This window comes from Jejudonia soesokkakensis, from assembly GCF_042664795.1.
Lineage (GTDB): Bacteria > Bacteroidota > Bacteroidia > Flavobacteriales > Flavobacteriaceae > Jejudonia > Jejudonia soesokkakensis.
This window is the reverse complement of record NZ_JBHTBN010000005.1, coordinates 250,362-272,239: the sequence shown is the minus strand read 5'-3', so window position 1 is coordinate 272,239 and position 21,878 is coordinate 250,362. Positions and strand designations below refer to the sequence as shown.

Sequence of the window (21,878 nt, the reverse complement as noted above, 5' to 3'; positions counted from 1 at the left end):
GTTGTAATTTGAACGTGAATATCTACATCTAATTGTTGAAAACTACAGATAACATGTTAATAACCACAAAAAAAATTCGAAGGGTCAGCTTCGAATTTTTTAATGTCTTGGTATTGCTGAAATTATCCTTTAAAGACTCCCATTTCAGAATATTTGTCCATGCGTTGTTCAACTAAATCTTTTGGTGATAAATCTTTTAACGCTTTATATTCTTTATCGATTGCAGTGGCAACTGTTTTAAAAGTATCTTCTCTGTTGGTATGTGCTCCTCCCAATGGTTCTTTAACAATTACATCGATTAGTTTTTGTTTTTTCATATCGGTCGCTGTCAATTTTAGTGCTTCGGCAGCAACTTCTTTGAATTCCCAACTTCTCCATAATATAGAAGAACAACTTTCTGGTGAGATGACCGAGTACCATGTATTTTCCAACATCAACACCCTATCTCCAACGCCTATTCCTAACGCTCCTCCACTAGCGCCTTCACCTATGATCACAACGATGATAGGTACTTTAAGGCGTGTCATTTCTAAGATATTTCGGGCAATAGCTTCACCCTGTCCTCTTTCTTCGGCTTCTAACCCTGGGAATGCTCCCGGTGTATCAATTAAGCATACTACAGGCACTCCAAATTTTTCGGCAGATTTCATTAAGCGTAGCGCTTTTCGGTAACCTTCTGGATTTGCCATACCAAAATTTCGATACTGACGTGTTTTGGTATTGTAGCCCTTTTGTTGCCCAACGAACATATAGCTTTGATCTCCTATTTTCCCCAGTCCGCCAACCATTGCTTTGTCATCCTTAAAATTACGGTCACCGTGTAATTCTAAAAATGAATCTCCACAAATGGCTTTGATGTAATCCATTGTATAAGGACGGTTAGGGTGTCTGGACAATTGAACTCGCTGCCAAGGCGTCAAGTTTTTATAGATTTCTTTCTTAGTTTCTTTAAGTTTCTTTTCTATCTGCTTACAGGTGTTGGTAACATCTACATCACTGTCCTCCCCAATCTGGCAGGCCTTTTCATATTGTTCCTGTAGTTCTTTGATAGGTAATTCAAATTCAAGATATTCCATATGTATTTTACTTGAAAAGTTTTTAGTATAGCTTACAAAGATAAAATTTTGTTGTTAGCTTTCTATGAAGTCCTGCGTTTTCTTTCATTGCGGGTTTTAATTATTCCGTTTGCGATCACTGTTAGCAGGATGATCGCTGCTCCATAATAAAATTGCGAACTCATGTTTTCGCTATCACCCAATAAGAGCAAAGCAAGGATGATTCCGTATACAGGTTCCATATTTATTGTTAGCATTACGGTATAAGGACTTATCCACTTCATTACGTGTACGGAAGCTATAAATGCGTATGCTGTACACACAGAAGCCAGCAATAGGAGTAAAATCCAGTCATTGGCTGTTAAGACAAAAAAGTTTGCTGTAAAGCTTCCGCTGAAAGCTAAGTAGACTGTTATGCATAACATTCCGAAGCCTAATTCATAAAATGAAATTGCTGAAGCATTATACTTTGTTGCAAATTTTCCGTTAATCACTGAAAACAAAGCCCCTAAAAAAGAAGCACACAATGCGAGGAGGATTCCGAAGATATATTCGGTTTCTACATTAAATATTATGTACAGCCCCACAACAACTAAAAGTCCAAATAGCACTTCATATCCTATAACTTTTCGCTTATAAAAAAGGGGTTCTAATAACGAAGTAAAGAAAGCCCCGGTAGACATGATTGCCAGCGTAACTGAAACATTTGAAACTTTAATTGCTCCAAAAAAAGCCAGCCAATGTGCTGCAATGATGAATCCTGCTAATAAAAAACCCAGCAGAGTTTTCTTTGAAAATCTAAGACCTATCTTTTTATAGCCAATGAAAAGCGCGATAAAGCCAGTTGCCAATACCATTCGAAACCACACCAAAGGGATTGCTCCTATAGATATTAAAGCTCCAAGTACGGCTGTAAATCCCCATATAAAAACGATAAAGTGTAAATGAAGGTAATTGGTAAGTTTAGCGTTTTGCATTGCGTAACAGATAAAGTGCTAAAATACCAAAAACAATATTTGGCAACCAAGTCGCAACCAAGGGCGACATATCACTTTGCTCTGCCATAGTACCAAAGATTTTATCAAAAAAGACAAACACCATCCCAACTGCAATTCCAATAGCGAGGTTAATACCCATTCCCCCCCGTCTTTTGACCGAAGATACTGCTACTGCGATTATCGTTAATATATAAGCAGAAATTGGTAAACTTATTCTTTTGTATTGTACAACTTCATATCTGTTAATGTAAGAAGATCCGCGTGCTTTTTCACGTTTTATAAAAGTCCGAAGCTCTGTGAAATTTTTGGTTTCGGCAATATAATCTACGGGTGTGAGATCCTCCATTTCAAAAGTAAAGGTGGTATCTACTTTAGGTCTTGTTTCTAGAATATCTTCGTCCTCCCCTACTGTTCGTTTTGTATAATTACTTAACGTATAGGTACTATCCTTATCATTATACCTAATATTTCCTGCAGAAATTTTATACTTCATCTCATTGCCTTCAAAATGTTCTAAAGTAAAGTTGCTACCTGATTGATTCTTGACATTAAAATAACTAACATAAATATAGTCATTGTCGTTAATTTGTCGATATACATTGGATTGGTCCCGATCCTTTTTTCCCTTTTTTAGGTATTTATATGAAAACTCGTTAAACCCTTCACTTGCACTTGGAGCGAGGTACATTCCTAGAAATATTCCTCCTATACATACAATGGTTGCCCCAATCATATAAGGTCTTAAAAATCTGTAATATGAAACTCCACTACTTAAAAAAGCGATTACCTCTGTATTATTTGCCAGTTTTGAAGTAAACCAAATTACCGAAAGAAACAAGAACAAAGGAAAAAGAAGGTTTGCGAAGTAAATAGTAAAATCAACAAAATAGAGGGCTACCGTTATAAAAGGCACTTCGTTTTCTAATATTTTATCAATTTTTTCAGCAAGGTGAACAGTAATTCCTATTGGTATAAAAAGCAATAACATAAGCCCAAAGGTGCCCAGATATTTCTTTAAAATATACTTATCAAGGATACTCAACATCGTTATAACCGTTTATCCATTTGTTGTACCATTTTATTTTTCCATGAGGTAAAATCACCAGCAATTATATGTTTTCTGGCTTCTCGCATTAGCCACAGATAAAAGCCCAGATTGTGAATCGTACAAATTTGTCGCCCTAGCATTTCATTGACAGTAAATAAATGACGCACATACGCTTTACTATATTCGGTATCTACCCACGTAATACCCATTTCATCTAAGGCAGAAAAATCTGCTTCCCATTTTTTGTTTTTCATATTTAGGGTACCATGAGCAGTAAAGATCATTCCGTTTCTACCATTACGTGTAGGCATGACACAATCAAACATATCAATTCCCAAGGCAATATTTTCAAGCAGATTGATTGGAGTGCCAACTCCCATTAGATAACGTGGTTTTTCTTTAGGAAGTATTGCAGTCACCACTTCGGTCATTTCGTACATCTCCTCAGCAGGTTCTCCAACTGAAAGTCCGCCAATAGCATTTCCTTCTGCTCCTACACCCGCAATATACTCGGCAGATTGTTTACGCAGATCTTTGTAGGTACTTCCCTGAACTATTGGAAAAAAGGTTTGTTTGTAATCATATTTAAACGGAAGCTTCTCAAGGTGACTTATACATCTTTCTAACCAGCGATGTGTCATATGCATTGAGCGTTTAGCATAGTTGTAATCACAAGGATACGGTGTGCATTCATCAAATGCCATAATTATATCAGCGCCAATGGTACGCTGAATTTCCATGACATTTTCTGGTGTAAAGGTGTGATAACTTCCATCGATATGCGACTTAAATTTTACACCTTCTTCTTTTATTTTTCGATTTGCTGAAAGTGAATACACTTGGTAACCTCCACTGTCTGTTAGAATATTCCGGTCCCAGTTCATAAATTTATGAAGACCGCCCGCTTTTTCAATAATATCGGTTTGCGGACGTAGGTATAAATGATAGGTATTACCTAGAATAATGTCAGGATTAATTTCTTCACGCAATTCTTTTTGATGTACCCCTTTTACAGTTGCAACAGTGCCTACTGGCATAAAAATAGGAGTTTCTATGGGTCCATGATCCAAAGTTATCGTTCCTGCTCTGGCTTGTGAATTTTGATCTGTTGCTGTTAGTTTGAAGTTCATTAAAAAATGTTGTGTTTCTGAAAGCGCAAAGATAGAATAAATCCCTAGAAGCAAAATGAAATTACCCAACAATGAAAGCTGCTCTGTTCTGTTAACAAAAGCTCTAAATCGTTAATAAGTGACTCTTATTCCACTTTGGATCACACGTCGAATACCGTACTTTTGAAACATCTAAAAAATGATACATTTATGCCTACTATTAAAGAACTTAATGATTTAGTGATCCAAGTACGAAGGGATATTTTACGACAGGTCCATAAAGTTAACTCTGGTCATCCTGGCGGATCACTAGGTTGTACAGAATTTTTTGTCGCGCTCTATCAAGAGCTTATGGATAGAAAAAAAGAGTTTGATATGGATGGAAAAGGTGAAGATTTATTTTTTCTTTCCAATGGTCATATTTCTCCCGTTTTTTATAGTGTTTTGGCACGTTCTGGATATTTTCCTGTAGAAGAGCTAAATACCTTCAGATTATTAGATTCTCGCTTACAGGGGCATCCAACAACTCATGAAGGACTACCAGGAATTAGAGTCGCTTCTGGCTCATTAGGACAGGGAATTTCCGTAGCAATTGGAGCTGCAGAAACAAAAAAATTAAATAAGGACTCTCATTTAATATACACTCTTTGCGGGGACGGAGAATTGCAGGAAGGACAGAATTGGGAAGCGATTATGTATGCTGCAGGAAACAACATAGATAATTTAATTGTCACCATTGATCTAAATGGACAGCAAATTGATGGATCGACTCAAAATGTGCTTCCGCTAGGAAATGTAAAAGAAAAGTTTGAAGCTTTTGGATGGGAGGTTGTAATTATCAATAAAGGGAACGACCTAGAATCCATACTTGACGGAATGAAAACTGCAAAGAAGAAAACTGGAAACGGCAAACCAATTTGTGTGTTACTACATACTGTTATGGGACATGGTGTTGATTTTATGATGCATACACATGCCTGGCATGGTAAAGCACCCAATGACGAGCAGCTAGAAAATGCTTTAGCTCAAAATCCAGAAACTTTAGGTGATTATTAATCAACAAAAAATTATCCGCTAAGGCGGGCAAGTACTATGAAAAAATATACAGACAGCGGAAAAAAGGATACACGTTCAGGTTTTGGAGCCGGATTGACAGCATTAGGAAAGACCAATGAAAATGTAGTGGCTTTATGTGCAGATCTAACAGGTTCTTTAAAGATGGACGAGTTTAAAGAAAATCACCCAGAGCGCTTTTTTCAAGTGGGAATTGCCGAAGCTAATATGATGGGAATGGCTGCTGGTATGACTATAGGTGGCAAAATACCCTTTACAGGAACATTTGCTAACTTCTCAACAGGACGTGTATACGATCAGATTAGACAAAGCATTGCTTATAGTGGTAAAAATGTAAAAATATGTGCATCCCATGCCGGTGTTACTTTAGGTGAGGATGGAGCAACCCATCAAATTCTTGAAGATCTTGGCTTGATGAAAATGCTACCTGGCATGACCGTAATTAACACTTGTGATTACAACCAAACAAAGGCTGCGACAATCGCCATCGCAGAACATAAAGGCCCTGTTTATTTGCGCTTCGGAAGACCCAAAGTAGCTAATTTTACTGCAGAAGATCAAAATTTTAAAATAGGGAAAGCGGTGCAGCTTCAGGAAGGAAATGACGTAACTATTGTCGCTACAGGTCATTTGGTTTGGGAAGCGCTTCAGGCTGCTGAAACGCTAAACGAAAAAGGAATTTCTGCCGAGGTTGTAAATATTCATACTATAAAACCTCTCGACAAAGACGCTATTGTAAAAAGCGTTAAGAAAACAGGCTGTATTGTAACTGCCGAAGAACACAATTATCTGGGAGGTCTTGGCGAAAGTGTAGCGAGAATACTTTCTGAAAGTCATCCAACCCCGCAAGAATTTGTTGCCACACAAGATACGTTTGGTGAATCTGGAACTCCAGAGCAACTTATGGAAAAATATGGTCTAAATGCTGAAGCTATTGTAAAAGCTTCAGAAAAAGTACTAAAAAGAAAATAACAATCTTTTTTTGCAATCCTATGTAACATATGTAATGATAGGAGCCAAATCAAAAACGCCTTACAATGTGTAAGGCGTTTTAAATATATAACTCTTTCCGAATTAACTATCAGCATCTAAATAATCTGGTATTCCATCACCATCCACATCTGGGAAGGTAATATTCCCCTGAGAATCAATTTCAATTTCATCGCGAGTAGGTCTTCCGTCATTATCATCATCACTATCAAAATAATTAGGCCTTAAATCTTCGTCGGTATCATCATCATCAACTCTATTATTCAAATTTAAATCTTCCATAATGGAAGGAATACCGTCATTATCTTGATCACCTACTCTAGCATCTATTAACTGAAAAGTAAAGACCAACTGAGAATAGGCTTCTAAAGAGGATGAAATTGCAGCATTGTCAAAATATCCTAACCCAGAAGGAACGAACATTGCTCCTATTCCAAAGTTCTCATAAGAAATTGACCCATCTGGATTATCAATAATTACACTTGCCCCATTAAATTCTACTAAGACATCCTGAAATCCATCTATAGTAAGAGTGAGATCAAATTGTGCAGGTATTAATGAACTATCAAAAACTTCACCTTCTAAATTAAAACCATCATAGGTTACATTAACAATATCTGGAAAGTTTGGAGAGTCTCCTCCACCCTGGGTAACTTTTAAAAAGTATAATTTGTATTCCACATCCTCTTCAAATCGGTCTTGAACAATCTTAAATTCTACTTGCTCAAGTAATGGAATTTTATCTGCATTCTCCCCAGCAATTGTATCGATCCTGACTTTATTATCAAAATCTGCTGGCGGATTAGCAAACTCTTCATAGTTATAAAAATGACTTCCTAAATAGGTTTCTATTTCTAATTGCGCAGCTATCGCTTCTTCTCCGCGATCCCTTGCCGGTGTTGAGTCATCTCCATCATCATCATCCCCACAAGCACTTAGTAATAAAATAGTTAAAGCCAAAAATGGGTATAAGAAAAATTTTTTATTCATAGTTTATTTTTTGTGGGCGCAAGATACAATTTTCGATTATTTTTGCTCTTACTATTAACGTTGTTTTTTAAAATTGGTATGCGTATTGATAAATATTTATGGTGTATTCGGTATTTTAAAACCCGCAGTATCGCTACAAATGCCTGTAAAAAAGGCGCCATACGAGTCAATGGAGACCTTGTAAAACCTGCCAGAGATGTTTATCCTGGAGACGCCGTTACAGTTCGCAAAAACCAAATCAATTATTCGCTTACAGTATTAGATTTACCTCAAAACAGACTAGGTGCAAAGCTTGTAGATATGTACCGAAAGGACACTACTCCCAAAGACGCATTTGAAAATCAAGAGTTACTACAATTTGCAAAAAAATACTATCGCAAAAAAGGTACAGGGAGACCTACCAAAAAAGACCGCCGGGATATTGCAAATTATACAAGTGAAGAAGAATAAAACCTTTAGTATATTTGAATAAAGCAAAAGACCATGCAAGACACAACAACAATTATACTCGACAAAAAACAGATAGCTCATAAAATTAGGCGTATTGCCTATCAAATTTATGAAGCTAACCATACTGAGGAAAAGATAATTATTGCAGGTATTAAAGAGAATGGTTTTCTTTTTGCAAAAAAATTAAAAACAGCTGTTGAAAAAATATCTCCAATTAAAATTGAGCTTTGCGAAGTAAAAATCAATAAAAAGAAACCTACCGAAGCTGTTACTACTTCTATACCATCAGAAAGCTATACAAACAAGTCGGTTGTTTTGGTAGATGATGTACTACATTCTGGCACCACACTTATTTACGGCGTGAAACACTTTCTTGAGGTACCTTTAAAACAGTTTAAAACAGCTGTGCTAGTAGATCGAAATCATAAGAAATATCCTATAAAAGCAGATTTTAAAGGAATCTCCCTTTCGACATCTCTTAATGAGAATGTTTCGGTGATATTTGAACCCAATAATAATCGGGCCGTTTTAGAATAAACCTGCAACAATTTCTTCTACGATTTGCTCTCTAGACTTATTATCTGTTGTGATAACTCGTTGTGATTGGTTATAATAAAAACTCCTTTCAAACAAATGCTTTCTTATAAAGTCTTCTAATAGCGCTTTAGTTGTAAGGTGCTCAATCAAAGGACGTTTCGATTTTTCTGAAAACAATCTCTCAACCAATTCTTCAATCGTTGTTTTTAGATATATTGTAGATGCTCCTTTTGAATTAATTAGGTCATTATTTGCTCCATAACAAGGAGTACCACCTCCTGTAGCTAAAATTAAATTACTTTTTTCTGAAAGAATTTCTTTTAAATAAGCCGTTTCCTTTTTTCTGAAATAAAGCTCCCCTTTCTTCTGAAAAATTTCTGAAATACTATATCCTTCCCTTTTTTCTATATAAGAATCAAGATCTATAAAAGGGTAATTTATTACTTCGGCAAGTAGATTTCCTACATACGATTTTCCACTTCCCATGTAACCAACTAAAATTATTTGCATGCTTTTTTCTTAAAAATCAAGGGTTAAAACTACCAAATTAAATTTTATCAAATTTAATTTAAAATAGCTTTGAAAATCTAATATAATGATAGTATATTTGCACCCGCATTAGCGAAGACCAGTTAGCTCAGTTGGTAGAGCACCTCCCTTTTAAGGAGGTGGTCCTGGGTTCGAGCCCCAGACTGGTCACAAAAAAGTTAAACTCTTTGTTTAACTTTTTTTGTTTATAGCCGTTACGAAATAGGTTTCAAATATAAACAAGTACTCAGATAATTCACCCGGGTGCTGGAATTGGTAGACAGGCATGGTTGAGGGCCATGTGTCCTTTGGGCGTGTGGGTTCAAGTCCCATCCCGGGTACAAAGCTATTTTGAAAAAAGTAGCTTTTTTTTTAGTTTTATCGTATTATAATCATATATACTACTAAAGGAAAATCCTACATAATAGATATTATACTTAAAGTTTTAGTACTTTCACATCTCATTTTTTGGCGTGCTCTCTTATGCAAGTAAAATCTCAATTTAGTATTAAAGACCTTGAAAATTTAACAGGTGTAAAAGCACATACCATTCGTATCTGGGAAAAAAGATATAATCTACTTCATCCCGAAAGAACCGATACTAATATTAGAAAATATAATAATGATAGTTTAAAACGTATTTTAAATATCGCCTTTCTCTATAATGACGGTCATAAAATTTCTAAAATTGCCAAGCTAAAAGATCAAGAGATAAAAAGTGAGGTAAAAAAAATAGCCCTTGAACATTCAGATGACTATGCGCTAAAAATGTTCAAATCGGCCATGTTAGAATTTAACATCCATCTTTTTAATGAAACATACCAAGTTCTTCGAGAAAAGTATGATTTCACTTATATCTTTAAAAATGTGTTTATAAAACTTCTTAGTGAAATTGGCATGCTATGGCAAACAGGCACTATAGACCCTATTCATGAAAGTTTTATTTCAGAAGCGATCAAACAAAAGATCATAATTAACATTGATGTTGCACAAGAATCAACTTCAGATTCAGATTCTCCAACATTTGCACTTTTCTTACCTAGAAATGAATTGCATGATATTGGTTTAATGTATGCCCAATATGAATTGACAAGAGCCGGGCTGAACGTAATTTATCTTGGCACCAGCATCCCTATTTCAGATTTGAAAAACTTATTAGAACACAAGCAAGAAGTGGTTTTTGTCACGTACCTTACTATTCAACCTGAAGAAGTTAATGTTAAAAAGTTTATTGAAAAAATTACGAGCAAAATTGACAAAAACAATCAGCCCGAATTCTGGCTTCTAGGTCCTAAAACACAATGCATTAAAAAAAATAAAATACCAGAAAACATTTTTATATTGAATGATTTTGACGAGTTCTACCAAAAAATTGAAATGGTAAAAATTTCATAAAAAAATAAAATATCGGATTTTTGTTTCAAGAAAACTTAAATTTGTTAAACAAATGGGAAAGAATATCGCAATTATAGGTTCTGGGTTTTCTTCATTAGCGGCCGCTTCGTATCTTTCAAAAGCAGGGAATACGGTCACTATTTATGAAAAAAACAATACGGTAGGTGGTAGAGCACGCCAACTTAAAAAAGATGGTTTTACTTTTGATATAGGACCAACCTGGTACTGGATGCCAGATGTCTTTGAACGGTTTTATAATGATTTTGGAAAAGATCCTTCAGATTATTACGACCTTATAAAATTAAGCCCTGCCTATAGTGTCTATTTTGGAGAAGGAGATTTTATTACTATAGAAGATACCTTGGAAAAAATAAGTGCAGCTTTCGAAGCTGAAGAGCCTGGAAGCTCTCTCAAGCTTAAAAAGTTTATGGATGCTGCACAAGACAATTACAATATTGCGATCAAAGACCTTGTCTACAGACCTGGTGTTTCACCTTTAGAATTGGTTACCCCTGTTACCATGAAAAAAGTAGGGCAATTTTTCAGTACGATTAGTAAACAGGTGCGAAAGGAGTTTAATAATCCCAGATTAGTTTCCATCCTTGAGTTTCCTGTTCTATTTCTAGGTGCAAAACCTTCAAATACACCTGCCTTTTACAGTTTTATGAATTATGCAGATTTTGGACTAGGAACGTTTCACCCAGTAGATGGCATGTATTCTGTAATAAAAGGAATGAAAGCTCTTGCCGAAGAATTAGGGGTCACAATTAAGACCAATCAGAACGTAGAAAAAATTAATGTTTCAGATAAAACAGCTACATCTATTATTGTAAATTCCGAAGAAATTAAGGCAGATATTATTTTAAGCGGAGCAGATTATCATCATACTGAAACTCTATTAGATGTTCCACACCGTCAGTATTCTGAAAGTTATTGGGAGAAAAAAACATTTGCACCCTCTTCGTTACTTTTCTACGTAGGTTTTGATAAAAAATTAAAAAATGTAGAACATCATACCCTTTTCTTTGATGTAGATTTTGAAGCACATGCAAGAGAAATCTATGACACTCCAGCCTGGCCAGAAAATCCGCTCTTCTACGCAAGCTTTCCTTCAAAAACTGATAAAAATGCTGCACCAGAAGGTAAAGAAGCTGGTATCTTTTTAATACCGCTAGCACCAGGACTTGAAGATACTTCAGCATTACGTGAAAAATACTTTAGCATCATCATGAATAGATTTGAAAAGCTAACCAACCAAGAAGTAAAAAATTACGTTATATTTAAAGAGTCGTTTTGTATTAATGATTTTATAGAAGATTACAATTCATATAAAGGCAATGCCTATGGCTTAGCAAATACACTACTACAAACTGCTTTTTTACGTCCAAAGCTAAAAAGCAAAAAAGTAAAGAATTTGTTTTTTACAGGACAGCTAAGTGTACCGGGGCCGGGCGTTCCACCTTCACTTATTTCAGGAAAATTAGTAGCAGGTTTAATTGAAAAAAAATAACATTGAAAGAATTATTTGACATCGTATCTCAATCATGCAGTAAGCAAGTTACCAATACTTACAGCACATCCTTCTCGTTAGCAACAAAGATGCTGGCCCCTACTATTCGTCAGGATATTTATAATGTGTACGGATTTGTAAGATTTGCAGATGAAATTGTAGATAGCTTTCATGACTATGACAAACCAACACTTTTTTCTCGTTTTGAAAAATCCTTAGCAGAAGCCCTTGAAGATAAAATTCATTTAAATCCTATTCTAAATGCATTTCAGCATACTGTTCATAAATATAATATAGATGAAGCACTTATTAATAGCTTCATGGATAGTATGCGTCTGGATCTAACCAAAAAAGATTATCTCACCGAAGAAGAATACAAACAGTACATATATGGATCTGCAGATGTTGTAGGATTGATGTGTTTAAAAGTATTTGTAAAAGGAGATGTTGCAAAATATGAAGCTCTTAAAGACGCAGCTATGCACTTAGGTTCTGCCTTTCAAAAGGTTAATTTCCTTCGAGATTTAAAAGAAGACTTTGAAGGTTTGAGCAGAACATATTTTCCAAACACCAATCTCGATGCGCTGGATGAAACTTCAAAAGCAGTTATTATAGCAGATATTGAAAGTGACTTTAAAAAAGGCTATGAAGGCATTTTAATGTTACCTGCCGAAGCCAAGTTTGGAGTTTTTATGGCCTATAGGTACTACAGGAGATTATTAAAAAAACTGGCTAAAACACCTGCAGTAGAAATAAAAAATACACGTATACGAGTGCCCAATTACGAAAAATTTGGCCTTTTAACCCGTAGCTACGTGAAATACCAATTAAAATTAGTGCGATAAATGTTGATTCTTTTCTGGATTTTAATTTTCCTAACCACCTTTTGTATCATGGAGTTTATGGCTTGGTTCACCCATAAGTATGTTATGCATGGCTTTCTATGGAAACTACATAAAGATCATCACCACAAAGACCACAACAGCTGGTGGGAACGTAATGATTTCTTTTTCATCTTCTACGCAGCAGTAAGTATTGGTTGTTTTGTTGGATGGCAATATTATGGATTTTGGGCAGGATTACCCATTGGCTTAGGAATATTTGCTTACGGAGTTACCTACTTTTTTGTACATGATATCTTTATTCATCAGCGCTTTAAAATGTTTCGCAATGCTAATAACTGGTATGCAAAAGGAATTCGCCGAGCACACAAAATTCATCACAAACATCTTGGCAAACAAGAAGGTGAATGCTTCGGAATGCTCTTTCCGCCCTTAAAATATTTTAAAAAGTAACTATGGAATACCTGTACCTCTGGCTTAATGCTGGCTCTTTTTCAGTTCCATTCCTATTCAGTTTTCATCCCAAGCTTCAGTTTTATAAAAAGTGGAAGTCATTTGCCATAGGTACCTTCTTTATGATGGCGTTTTTCATTTCGTGGGATGTTATCTTTACCAACAATGGCATCTGGGGATTTAATGACGCTTATATCACTGGCTACAAAATATTAAATCTGCCTATCGAAGAATGGTTGTTTTTTATATGCATTCCATATGCCTGTATTTTTAGTCATTATTCACTATCCTATCTAATAAAAAACTGGGGGTTTTCTACCAAGACTACTTCTATTTGCTATGTGGCATTGCAGTCTATTTTAATTATCACGCTTTGGTATGCGTATGACAAGTGGTATACACTCATCAATTTTTCGTATGCGATTATACTTTTAGGTTTGATCTACAATTACAAACCTCAGGTACTGGCAAAATTTCTACCCACCTTTTTAGTAATGTTATTTCCGTTCTTTATTGTCAACGGCATATTAACTGGAACCGGTATTGAAGATCAGGTAGTTTGGTATGATAATACCGAAAATCTCGGAATCCGCGTTCTTACAGTTCCTGTAGAAGATAGCATTTATGCGCTGGGCATGCTACTTACCGTCCTTGTAATCATGGATTATATTGAAAACAAAAAGCAAAAAGCGCGATAATTATACTTTTATAAATTGAAGTATTGCTTGTTTTTCTTCGGAAACAACCTTCAGAAAATAGACGCCTGTTTTCAACGCTGAAAGAGATATCGTAGCCCTGTTTACTTGGGAAACGGTTTCATTTTCCTGAACAATTTTTCCTTCAGCATTATAAATAACGATACGAAATTGCGCACCTAATTGTGGAGAACTAATGGTCACTACTGAAGCTGTCGGATTAGGAAATAAGCGTAACGAATTTACAAAAACTTCATCAACTCCCAAGGCGGCCTCTGCATCCAGAAAATCTGGAATATTATTCCCATTGGTATCATCATCAATTGGGTTTCCATTGCCATTATAATCTTCATCTTTAGTGAGCACCAGGTCGCCATCATCGTCATCGTCCAGATAATTTTCAATCATATCTTCATCTGTATCGATAAAAATTCGGTTTCCGTATAACAATCTTCCTGCACCAATTCCTGTAATTTCATCAATGGTTTCAACAAGATCGCCATCATCATCACTATCGCGATAGTTAGGTAACGAATCTCCATCTGTATCATCATCTTCAAGATTTCCATTATTATTTATATCTTCATCTTCATCGGGCACACCATCATTGTCTTCATCGGGAGCAGGCATAAACTCTGCTGTTATATTAAAACTTGAAGTATCAAAACAACTATTCAACAGCGATGCAATTCTCGTATAAATAGTTTGTGGATTTACAGAGTTTGTAAACTGACCTGGATTGCTAATAGCATTCGAATCATTAAGAGCATCTGCTTGGGTTACGAAATAATTTATTGAAAAATCTTCACTATTCTGTCCGTTAAGAAGTATAACATCATTTACAGTTAAATCAAATACAGCAATTCCATCATTGTCTGGGTCTTCTACTGTGATATCATTAGGAATCCCTGATTCCAAAATAATCACTTGCAATTCTAATGTTGTAAAAGACGTACAAGAAGTTGTTACATCCTCCACACGAACAAATAACGTTTGCGGATTGATCGTATTAGTGTATGGGCTTATTAATGGGTTCACATTGTTTTGAGAGTCGGCCTGCGTTAAAAAATAAAGCACAATATAATCTGGATTACCGTTTGTTATCTCACTATCCTTTACAGTTAGATCAAAAGATGTAAATCCGTCATTATCTTCGTCACAAACTTGAAGAGGTGTAGGAGATGTTATATCCGGTGCGTCCAAAAAAGCAACTGTAGATTCACTAAAACACAAGGTTGGACCGTTTGTAGCTTCCACGCGATACAGTCCGGCTTGAGTAACTAGAAGCGTCGCATTCGTTTCGTTGGGCAATACAGTTCCATCTTTAAACCATTGATAGGTATATCCGCTGGCAGTCGTTGTTCCATCTAAGGTAACTGTTTCTCCTTCACAAGCATTAATTTCTGGCACCAAACTTACAGGACAAAACCCCTCAGCAGCCTGCAATTGAAATACAATACTGAATAGAACAAAACATACAACTTTTTTCATAGCACCTATTTTTCGTGCAAGATACAGATAATGATACATATTTAAAACCTACGCTAATTTTTGAAAAATGTATCTTTACATTTATGAATAAAGTAATTTCCAGTCTTCAAAATCCGTTGGTAAAACAACTTATTTTGCTTCAGAATAAATCCAGAGAACGCAAGAAATCAGGTGTATTTGTTGTTGAAGGGGTACGTGAAATTAAACTCGCGTTAAAAGGAAAGTTTGCCATAAAAACACTTATACTTTGTCCAGCTATTTTTTCTGAAAAAATTGATGATTTTTCTGAAACTGTTTCAGAAATCATAGAAATTACAGAAGAGGTCTATCACAAAATAGCCTATCGAACCTCAACCGAAGGGATTCTCGCCATTGCAAAAAGCAAAGACGTATCCCTAAAAAACTTTCAGCTTAAAAATAAAAATCCATTACTACTTATTGCTGAAGCTCCCGAAAAACCAGGTAATATTGGTGCCTTATTACGAACCGCAGATGCAGCTAATCTGGATGCCGTATTCATTGCCAATCCTAAAACAGATCTTTACAATCCCAATATAATTCGAAGTAGTGTGGGATGTGTTTTTACGAATACAATTGTAATGGGAACTACTTCAGAAATTATTGCATTTCTCCAAGAAAATAAGATTTACTTTTATGCTGCAACGCTCCAAAACTCGAATGTCTATCATGAAATAGACTATACTGTCCCTTCTGCAATTGTTGTTGGAACTGAAGCTACAGGACTTTCAGAAGTATGGCGAACTAAAAGTACTAAGAACATTCTTATCCCAATGGAAGGGGAAATTGACTCTATGAATGTGTCTGTTGCAGCTGGCATTCTTATTTTTGAGGCAAAACGGCAACGCACAACTAACTCTTAATTGGTTTCTAAAATTTTATAAGATTTCTATTTCATCACTCTTGAAGAATATTGTATTTTTAATGTATGACAGCAGAGGCCCTAGAAAAAGAGAAAAAACAACTCGCCAAAGAATACAAAGAACTTTTAAAAATTAGCTATCGCACCTTATCCAGAGACGATAAAAAATTAATTAGAAGCGCTTTTGATGTTGCGGTAGATGCACACAAAGATCAGCGCCGCAAAAGTGGCGAGGCGTATGTTTTTCATCCTATAGCAGTTGCAAAAATCGTCGCTTCAGAAATTGGACTTGATGCAACATCTATCGCTGCAGCCCTTCTTCACGATGTGGTAGAAGACACCCAATATACTCTGGCAGACCTGGAACAACTTTTTGGTGAAACTGTTGCAAGAATTGTAGACGGACTCACGAAAATATCCAACATGCCCTATGATGGGGATGTATCGTTACAGGCAGAAAATTTTAGAAAAATGCTGCTTACCCTTAATGAAGATATAAGGGTCATTATTATAAAAATAGCAGACCGTTTGCATAATATGCAAACTATGGACTCCATGCCCGAACATAAGCAGGTTAAAATTGCAAGTGAAACCCTCTACATTTACGCACCTATGGCACATCGTATTGGGCTTTACAACATTAAGACTGAACTTGAAGACCTGGGATTAAAATATACAGAACCAGATGTTTATAAAGACATTCTGAGCAAAATAAAAGAAAGCAAAGAAGAGCAGGATGAATATATCGATATATTTTCTAAAATTATAAAAGACTCTCTGGATGCCGAAGCGCTTGAATACACCATTAAAGGACGCCCAAAATCTATTTTTTCCATCCGAAGAAAAATGCTGGCTCAAAATGTCACCTTCGATGAAGTCTACGATAAATTTGCTGTTCGAATTATTTACAAAAGTAAAACACTGGACGAAGAAAAATTTATCGCCTGGAAAATTTATTCGATCGTTACCGATCATTTTCGTCCAAACCCTATACGATTACGTGATTGGATTTCTTCTCCAAAATCCACTGGCTACGAAGCATTACACATTACTGTCATGGGCCCTAAAGGGAGATGGGTAGAAGTTCAGATACGAAGTGAACGAATGAATGAAATTGCAGAAAAAGGATATGCTGCTCATTTCAAGTATAAAAATAAAAGTAGTGATGATGGCGGACTCGAAAACTGGCTCAACAAACTTCAGGATACGCTCGAAAATCAAGATATAAGTGCCGTAGATTTTGTTGAGGAATTTAAACTCAATTTATACGCAAAAGAGATTTTCATCTTTACCCCAAAAGGAGATTTATATTCACTTCCTAAAGGAGCCACAGCACTGGATTTTGCCTTTCATATCCATACCGAAATCGGTTTACACACAAGAGGGACCAAGGTTAATGGAAAACTAGTCCCGTTGAGCCATGAACTTAAAAGTGGTGATCAGGTAGAGATAATTACTTCTGAAAAATCTACACCCACCAACAACTGGCTTAACTATGCAACTACGGGTAGAGCAAGATCAAAAATTAAATCTTCTCTTAAAGAAGAACGCAAGGAAATTGCAGCCGAAGGCAAAGTTGTTCTGACAAGAAAACTAAAATCTTTAAAAATTACATTGGACGAAAAGACCATAAACCAACTGGTCAATTATTTTAAGCTAAAAACCAGTCAGGATCTTTTTTACAGAGTAGGAGCTGGCATCATAGATAACCCAAAATTAAAAGACTTTGCCTCTTCCAGAAGCAATGCATTGGTTAGTTTCTTTAAGAATCGCATGCGTAAGCCTGGAAATCAAGAAGAAATTAATAAAGATGAAATCACCGAAAAGTATGACCAGTTAGTCTTTGGAAAAGAAGAGGACAAGCTTGACTACAAAATGGCAAATTGTTGCAATGCCATACCTGGGGACGATGTGTTTGGTTTTTTAACTGTAAATGACGGTATTAAAGTGCATAAGCAAAACTGTCCTAATGCCATTCAGCTTCAAAGTAATTACAGCTATCGTATCATGCCTGCAAAATGGATCGATTCTACACAAAGAGAATTTAAAGCTGAGCTAAGAATAACTGGAATTGATGCTGTGGGCCTTGTAAACGATGTAACTAAAGTAGTTTCTAACAACTTGCATATCGACATGAAAAGTGTTCACTTTGATAGTAATGATGGTGTATTTACGGGTAAAATTGTAGTCGTAGTTAAAAACAAGAACATTCTTAATAATTTGGTTGAAAACATTAAAAAAATAAATGGTATAGATAAAGTTACACGGGTATAAATACCTAACTTTGCAGCCTTAATATGAGTTCTAAAACAGATCAAAATAATCAAGCCATCGTAAAAAACGTGTTTACAGGTTTTCTGGAAGAAAAAGGACACCGTAAAACACCCGAGCGATTTGCTATTCTTCAGGAAGTCTATGATCACAACGATCATTTTGACATAGAATCCTTGTATATCAATATGAAGAATAAAAATTATAGAGTGAGCAGAGCCACACTGTATAATACCATCGAGTTGCTTTTGGAGTGCGGACTGGTTCGCAAGCATCAATTCGGACAAAATCAGGCACAATACGAAAAATCATATTTTGACAAGCAACACGATCACGTGATTCTTTCCAATGGGGAAGTTATTGAGTTTTGTGATCCGCGCATCCAAAATATTAAAAAAACAATAGAAGAGGTTTTTGATATTGAAATAACCAAACACTCTTTATATTTCTACGGAAATAAAAAACAACCAAACGCATAGCATCATGGCAGTAGATTTACTACTTGGATTACAATGGGGAGACGAAGGAAAAGGAAAGATCGTCGATGTACTTACCGCAAATTATGATATCATCGCTCGGTTTCAGGGAGGTCCCAACGCTGGTCACACCCTTGAATTTGATGGCATTAAGCATGTACTAAGAACGATTCCTTCCGGGATTTTTCATAAAACAGCTATGAATGTAATTGGAAATGGTGTCGTTATTGATCCTGTCGTATTTGCAAAGGAACTAGAAGGCTTAGATCAATTTGACATTGACTATAAAGCGAAACTTATTATTTCTCGGAAAGCGCATCTTATTCTTCCTACACATAGATTGCTCGATGCAGCTTCCGAAGCCTCCAAAGGAAAAGCAAAAATTGGCTCTACCTTAAAAGGGATTGGCCCTACCTACATGGATAAAACCGGAAGAAATGGTATTCGTGTGGGTGATTTAGAATTGACAGACTGGAAAGAAAAATACCGTGCATTGGCAAATAAACATGAAGCCATGATCGCTTTTTATAATGTAGATGTACAGTACGATTTGGATGAAATGGAAGCCGAATTTTTTGAAGCTATTAAAATTCTAAAACAGCTTACCTTTATTGATAGTGAAGAATATCTCAATCAGGCCATAAAATCTGGTAAGTCTATTCTTGCCGAAGGTGCGCAAGGCTCTTTATTAGATATCGACTTTGGAACCTATCCGTTTGTCACATCCTCTAACACCACTGCTGCCGGAGCATGTACAGGACTCGGAATAGCACCTAACAAGGTGAAAGATGTGTATGGAATTTTTAAAGCTTACACGACAAGAGTAGGTTCTGGCCCCTTCCCTACCGAACTTTTTGACGATGTGGGAGCAGAAATGGCTAAAGTTGGAAACGAATTTGGAGCAGTTACAGGGAGACCCCGCCGCTGTGGATGGCTAGATCTTATAGCTTTAAAATACACTTGTGAAGTAAATGGTGTTACTCAATTAATGATGATGAAAGGAGATGTACTTTCAGGATTTGACGAACTTAAGGTATGTACCGCTTACAAATACAAAGGAGAAACTATTACGCATTTACCTTACAACATCGAACCAGAAAATGTAACGCCCATTTATTCAACTTTTAAATGCTGGAAACAAGATCTGACCAAAATGACAGATCCGTTGCAATTTCCACCAGCCTTAAATGAATACATCGATTTCTTAGAAAAAGAATTGGAGATCCCAATTAAGATCGTTTCGGTAGGTCCAGACAGGACACAGACGATTCATAGATAATGGGTAGTGAAATTTATAGTATATCTTAGCGTTTAAAGAATATGAACAACGATTTGCTTCTTATTTGTTAATACTATATCTCTTGAAATTACATAGGTACATCTTTTTAGGTTTTATTTTCTTCGGAAGTATCCTTTCTGCGCAGACAGACACATTAAAACAAAAAGTTGACATTCAATCTGGTTACATTGAAATCAAACCAGAGTTTCCTGACGCTATTATCTATACTAAAGAGCAAAACGAGCAAGTTTACATTGTTCATGAAGGTGTCGAAATGTGGTGCAATCAGGCCTATGTCTATTCAAAAGACAATTTTGTAAAAGCATACGGTGATGTTCGGATTACTCAAGGAGACACAGTTTCTATGGTGAGTAAATATGCCGAATACAATGGGAATACTCAGTTTGCCTTTGCCAGTGGTAATGTTATCCTTACCGAACCTAAAACCACACTTAAAACAGATACACTATATTTTGATCGTATAAAACAACAGGCTTATTACCGCAGTGGTGGTACTGTTCGTGACACGGCCTCAACGCTTACCAGTAGAGTGGGTCGCTATTATGCAGAAAGTAAAAAATATCAATTCTTATCTAATGTTAAGATTGTCAATCCGAAGTACACAGTCAATAGCGAACAATTAGACTTTTATAGCGAAACAGGCGGCGCTTATCTCTACGGAAAGTCTACCATAGTAAGTGAAGCAAGTACGGTTTATTGTGAACGGGGCTATTATGATACACGAGGTGACACAGGCTATTTTGTAAAAAACTCTCGCATTGACTATGAAAACAGAACACTTTATGGCGATAGTATCTATTTTGATCGCAATCGAAGCTTTGCCTCTGCAACTAACAATATTAAAGTGCTGGATACGATTAACAAAAGTACTGTAACTGGACATTACGCAGAAGTATATCGTGAAAAAGACTCGGTGTTTATAACGAAACGTGCAGTTGCAGCTACGCTTCGGGACAATGATTCTATTTACGTTCATGCAGACACCTTACGCATTACCGGCAAACCAGAAAACCGAATTTTAAAAGGATACTATAAAGCGAGAATGTTTAAACGCGGCCTTCCTGGAGAAGCACCTACCAGTGGAAAATGTGACTCGATTTATGTAAATGAAAAAACTGGAATCACAAAATTACTGCGCAATCCGGTGTTATGGACAGGAAACAACCAAATGACGGGTGACACCATTCATGTGCTATCAAATACAGTAACTGAAAAACTAGATACCCTAAAAGTGTTTAATAATGCATTTTTAATTCAGAAGGATACGCTAGGAACCGGTTATAATCAAGTGAAAGGGCAAAAATTAATTGGATTATTTCATAATAACGAACTCGATTCTATAAGCATTGACAAAAATGTTGAAGTTATTTTCTTCATGCGGAATGACGAACAGGAACTTATTGGTATTGACAACACCACTTCGAGCTCTCTCGAGATGTATCTTGAAAACCAACAAATTACAGGTGTAAAGTTTATAAAAAAAGTACCTGGAAAGATTTATCCGCCCTCAGAATTCCCCGAAAATGCTCGATTACTTCCCAATTTTAACTGGCGGGGTGAAGAACGATTATTGGTCAAAGAAGATCTCTTTAAAGGAAAACCAAAACCCATACTACCTAAAATCAAGGGAATTCCGTTGCCTGAGTATGAAGGAGAGTTTTTTGATCAAAAATCTCTGGAGGATATAGAACTGCCTAAAGATTCAAAACTAAAGCCAAAAGACCTTCAGAATCGTAAAGGCGATCCTAAATTTAAAACACAGGAAAAGGAAAACGAAGATGGATAG

At 36.0% G+C, this 21,878-nt stretch carries 21 protein-coding genes and 2 tRNA genes; 16 read left to right on the top strand and 7 right to left on the bottom strand.

Annotated elements, in window-relative coordinates; all coding sequences use genetic code 11:
• Positions 1-122 precede the first annotated feature (122 nt).
• From ACFQO1_RS11145 to tgt, 4 genes are all read right to left on the bottom strand, one after another.
• The gene (locus ACFQO1_RS11145; protein WP_380218146.1) at positions 123-1,076 is read right to left on the bottom strand and encodes an acetyl-CoA carboxylase carboxyltransferase subunit alpha; all 954 of its coding nucleotides are present in this window, start codon (positions 1,074-1,076) and stop codon (positions 123-125) included.
• Between the two features lie 62 nt (positions 1,077-1,138).
• On the bottom strand, positions 1,139-2,032 hold the full coding sequence (locus tag ACFQO1_RS11140; RefSeq protein ID WP_380218145.1) for a DMT family transporter: 894 nt from the start codon (positions 2,030-2,032) through the stop codon (positions 1,139-1,141).
• Positions 2,019-3,098, bottom strand: coding sequence for an LptF/LptG family permease (locus tag ACFQO1_RS11135; RefSeq protein ID WP_380218143.1), 1,080 nt, complete (start codon positions 3,096-3,098; stop codon positions 2,019-2,021). Before ACFQO1_RS11135 ends, ACFQO1_RS11140 begins: the two co-directional genes overlap by 14 nt.
• Positions 3,099-3,100: 2 nt before the next feature.
• Positions 3,101-4,231 carry a tRNA guanosine(34) transglycosylase Tgt gene (gene tgt / locus ACFQO1_RS11130; protein ID WP_380218142.1) on the bottom strand — a complete coding sequence of 377 codons (1,131 nt, stop codon included), beginning with the start codon at positions 4,229-4,231 and terminating at the stop codon, positions 3,101-3,103.
• A 189-nt stretch (positions 4,232-4,420) separates the two neighbouring features.
• On the opposite strand from tgt, the gene ACFQO1_RS11125 reads away from it, so the two are divergent.
• The gene (locus ACFQO1_RS11125; RefSeq protein WP_380218160.1) at positions 4,421-5,266 is read left to right on the top strand and encodes a transketolase; all 846 of its coding nucleotides are present in this window, start codon (positions 4,421-4,423) and stop codon (positions 5,264-5,266) included.
• Positions 5,267-5,302: 36 nt separating this feature from the next.
• On the top strand, positions 5,303-6,256 hold the full coding sequence (locus ACFQO1_RS11120) for a transketolase family protein (RefSeq protein ID WP_380218141.1): 954 nt from the start codon (positions 5,303-5,305) through the stop codon (positions 6,254-6,256).
• A 102-nt stretch (positions 6,257-6,358) separates the two neighbouring features.
• Here ACFQO1_RS11120 and ACFQO1_RS11115 read toward each other — a convergent pair whose 3' ends face one another.
• Positions 6,359-7,264, bottom strand: a complete 906-nt coding sequence (locus ACFQO1_RS11115; protein WP_380218140.1) for an FKBP-type peptidyl-prolyl cis-trans isomerase — start codon at positions 7,262-7,264, stop codon at positions 6,359-6,361.
• Positions 7,265-7,342: 78 nt separating this feature from the next.
• Between ACFQO1_RS11115 and ACFQO1_RS11110 the strand changes: the two genes are divergently transcribed.
• Positions 7,343-7,714 carry an RNA-binding S4 domain-containing protein gene (locus ACFQO1_RS11110; protein WP_380218139.1) on the top strand — a complete coding sequence of 124 codons (372 nt, stop codon included), beginning with the start codon at positions 7,343-7,345 and terminating at the stop codon, positions 7,712-7,714.
• A 33-nt stretch (positions 7,715-7,747) separates the two neighbouring features.
• Positions 7,748-8,251, top strand: coding sequence for a phosphoribosyltransferase family protein (locus ACFQO1_RS11105; RefSeq protein WP_380218138.1), 504 nt, complete (start codon positions 7,748-7,750; stop codon positions 8,249-8,251).
• On the opposite strand, the gene ACFQO1_RS11100 is transcribed toward ACFQO1_RS11105, so the two are convergent.
• A complete protein-coding gene (locus tag ACFQO1_RS11100; RefSeq protein ID WP_380218137.1) occupies positions 8,243-8,761 on the bottom strand; it encodes a shikimate kinase in 519 nt (172 codons plus the stop codon). The two genes, ACFQO1_RS11105 and ACFQO1_RS11100, sit on opposite strands and share 9 nt — an antisense overlap.
• A gap of 116 nt (positions 8,762-8,877) precedes the next feature.
• Here ACFQO1_RS11100 and ACFQO1_RS11095 point away from each other — a divergent pair.
• The 7 genes from ACFQO1_RS11095 to ACFQO1_RS11065 all read left to right on the top strand — a co-directional run bounded on the left by ACFQO1_RS11095 (position 8,878) and on the right by ACFQO1_RS11065 (position 13,677).
• A tRNA-Lys gene (locus ACFQO1_RS11095) sits at positions 8,878-8,950 on the top strand.
• Between the two features lie 87 nt (positions 8,951-9,037).
• Positions 9,038-9,120, top strand: a tRNA-Leu gene (locus ACFQO1_RS11090).
• Between the two features lie 142 nt (positions 9,121-9,262).
• Positions 9,263-10,174 (top strand): MerR family transcriptional regulator, encoded by a 912-nt coding sequence (locus ACFQO1_RS11085; RefSeq protein WP_380218136.1) that lies wholly within the window; start codon positions 9,263-9,265, stop codon positions 10,172-10,174.
• Between the two features lie 52 nt (positions 10,175-10,226).
• Positions 10,227-11,684 (top strand): phytoene desaturase family protein, encoded by a 1,458-nt coding sequence (locus ACFQO1_RS11080; protein ID WP_380218135.1) that lies wholly within the window; start codon positions 10,227-10,229, stop codon positions 11,682-11,684.
• A 2-nt stretch (positions 11,685-11,686) separates the two neighbouring features.
• The gene (locus ACFQO1_RS11075) at positions 11,687-12,529 is read left to right on the top strand and encodes a phytoene/squalene synthase family protein (RefSeq protein WP_380218134.1); all 843 of its coding nucleotides are present in this window, start codon (positions 11,687-11,689) and stop codon (positions 12,527-12,529) included.
• Positions 12,530-12,979, top strand: coding sequence for a sterol desaturase family protein (locus ACFQO1_RS11070; RefSeq protein ID WP_380218133.1), 450 nt, complete (start codon positions 12,530-12,532; stop codon positions 12,977-12,979).
• A 2-nt stretch (positions 12,980-12,981) separates the two neighbouring features.
• A complete protein-coding gene (locus ACFQO1_RS11065; RefSeq protein WP_380218132.1) occupies positions 12,982-13,677 on the top strand; it encodes a lycopene cyclase domain-containing protein in 696 nt (231 codons plus the stop codon).
• On the opposite strand, the gene ACFQO1_RS11060 is transcribed toward ACFQO1_RS11065, so the two are convergent.
• Positions 13,678-15,165, bottom strand: a complete 1,488-nt coding sequence (locus ACFQO1_RS11060; protein ID WP_380218131.1) for a T9SS type A sorting domain-containing protein — start codon at positions 15,163-15,165, stop codon at positions 13,678-13,680. It abuts the gene before it with no gap.
• 83 nt (positions 15,166-15,248) lie between these two features.
• On the opposite strand from ACFQO1_RS11060, the gene ACFQO1_RS11055 reads away from it, so the two are divergent.
• The 5 genes from ACFQO1_RS11055 to ACFQO1_RS11035 all read left to right on the top strand — a co-directional run bounded on the left by ACFQO1_RS11055 (position 15,249) and on the right by ACFQO1_RS11035 (position 21,878).
• Complete coding sequence (locus ACFQO1_RS11055) at positions 15,249-16,046, top strand: TrmH family RNA methyltransferase (protein ID WP_380218130.1); 798 nt, start codon at positions 15,249-15,251, stop codon at positions 16,044-16,046.
• 65 nt (positions 16,047-16,111) lie between these two features.
• On the top strand, positions 16,112-18,319 hold the full coding sequence (locus tag ACFQO1_RS11050; RefSeq protein ID WP_380218128.1) for a RelA/SpoT family protein: 2,208 nt from the start codon (positions 16,112-16,114) through the stop codon (positions 18,317-18,319).
• 23 nt (positions 18,320-18,342) lie between these two features.
• Positions 18,343-18,795 (top strand): Fur family transcriptional regulator, encoded by a 453-nt coding sequence (locus ACFQO1_RS11045; RefSeq protein WP_380218127.1) that lies wholly within the window; start codon positions 18,343-18,345, stop codon positions 18,793-18,795.
• 4 nt (positions 18,796-18,799) lie between these two features.
• Entirely contained in the window at positions 18,800-20,071 is a 1,272-nt protein-coding gene (locus ACFQO1_RS11040; protein WP_380218126.1) for an adenylosuccinate synthase, read from the top strand.
• A gap of 82 nt (positions 20,072-20,153) precedes the next feature.
• Positions 20,154-21,878, top strand: coding sequence for an OstA-like protein (locus ACFQO1_RS11035; protein WP_380218125.1), 1,725 nt, complete (start codon positions 20,154-20,156; stop codon positions 21,876-21,878).

Excerpts from the sequence above, each read along its gene's own strand:
- ACFQO1_RS11040 (WP_380218126.1), top strand. The coding sequence starts at position 18,800 with ATGGCAGTAGATTTACTACTTGGATTACAATGGGGAGACGAAGGAAAA.
- ACFQO1_RS11140 (WP_380218145.1), bottom strand. The coding sequence starts at position 2,032 with ATGCAAAACGCTAAACTTACCAATTACCTTCATTTACACTTTATCGTT.
- ACFQO1_RS11125 (WP_380218160.1), top strand. The coding sequence starts at position 4,421 with ATGCCTACTATTAAAGAACTTAATGATTTAGTGATCCAAGTACGAAGG.
- ACFQO1_RS11135 (WP_380218143.1), bottom strand. The coding sequence starts at position 3,098 with ATGTTGAGTATCCTTGATAAGTATATTTTAAAGAAATATCTGGGCACC.
- ACFQO1_RS11055 (WP_380218130.1), top strand. The coding sequence starts at position 15,249 with ATGAATAAAGTAATTTCCAGTCTTCAAAATCCGTTGGTAAAACAACTT.
- ACFQO1_RS11065 (WP_380218132.1), top strand. The coding sequence starts at position 12,982 with ATGGAATACCTGTACCTCTGGCTTAATGCTGGCTCTTTTTCAGTTCCA.
- ACFQO1_RS11050 (WP_380218128.1), top strand. The coding sequence starts at position 16,112 with ATGACAGCAGAGGCCCTAGAAAAAGAGAAAAAACAACTCGCCAAAGAA.
- ACFQO1_RS11100 (WP_380218137.1), bottom strand. The coding sequence starts at position 8,761 with ATGCAAATAATTTTAGTTGGTTACATGGGAAGTGGAAAATCGTATGTA.
- ACFQO1_RS11045 (WP_380218127.1), top strand. The coding sequence starts at position 18,343 with ATGAGTTCTAAAACAGATCAAAATAATCAAGCCATCGTAAAAAACGTG.
- ACFQO1_RS11060 (WP_380218131.1), bottom strand. The coding sequence starts at position 15,165 with ATGAAAAAAGTTGTATGTTTTGTTCTATTCAGTATTGTATTTCAATTG.
- ACFQO1_RS11110 (WP_380218139.1), top strand. The coding sequence starts at position 7,343 with ATGCGTATTGATAAATATTTATGGTGTATTCGGTATTTTAAAACCCGC.
- ACFQO1_RS11105 (WP_380218138.1), top strand. The coding sequence starts at position 7,748 with ATGCAAGACACAACAACAATTATACTCGACAAAAAACAGATAGCTCAT.
- ACFQO1_RS11115 (WP_380218140.1), bottom strand. The coding sequence starts at position 7,264 with ATGAATAAAAAATTTTTCTTATACCCATTTTTGGCTTTAACTATTTTA.
- ACFQO1_RS11120 (WP_380218141.1), top strand. The coding sequence starts at position 5,303 with ATGAAAAAATATACAGACAGCGGAAAAAAGGATACACGTTCAGGTTTT.
- ACFQO1_RS11070 (WP_380218133.1), top strand. The coding sequence starts at position 12,530 with ATGTTGATTCTTTTCTGGATTTTAATTTTCCTAACCACCTTTTGTATC.
- ACFQO1_RS11145 (WP_380218146.1), bottom strand. The coding sequence starts at position 1,076 with ATGGAATATCTTGAATTTGAATTACCTATCAAAGAACTACAGGAACAA.
- ACFQO1_RS11080 (WP_380218135.1), top strand. The coding sequence starts at position 10,227 with ATGGGAAAGAATATCGCAATTATAGGTTCTGGGTTTTCTTCATTAGCG.
- ACFQO1_RS11085 (WP_380218136.1), top strand. The coding sequence starts at position 9,263 with ATGCAAGTAAAATCTCAATTTAGTATTAAAGACCTTGAAAATTTAACA.
- tgt (WP_380218142.1), bottom strand. The coding sequence starts at position 4,231 with ATGAACTTCAAACTAACAGCAACAGATCAAAATTCACAAGCCAGAGCA.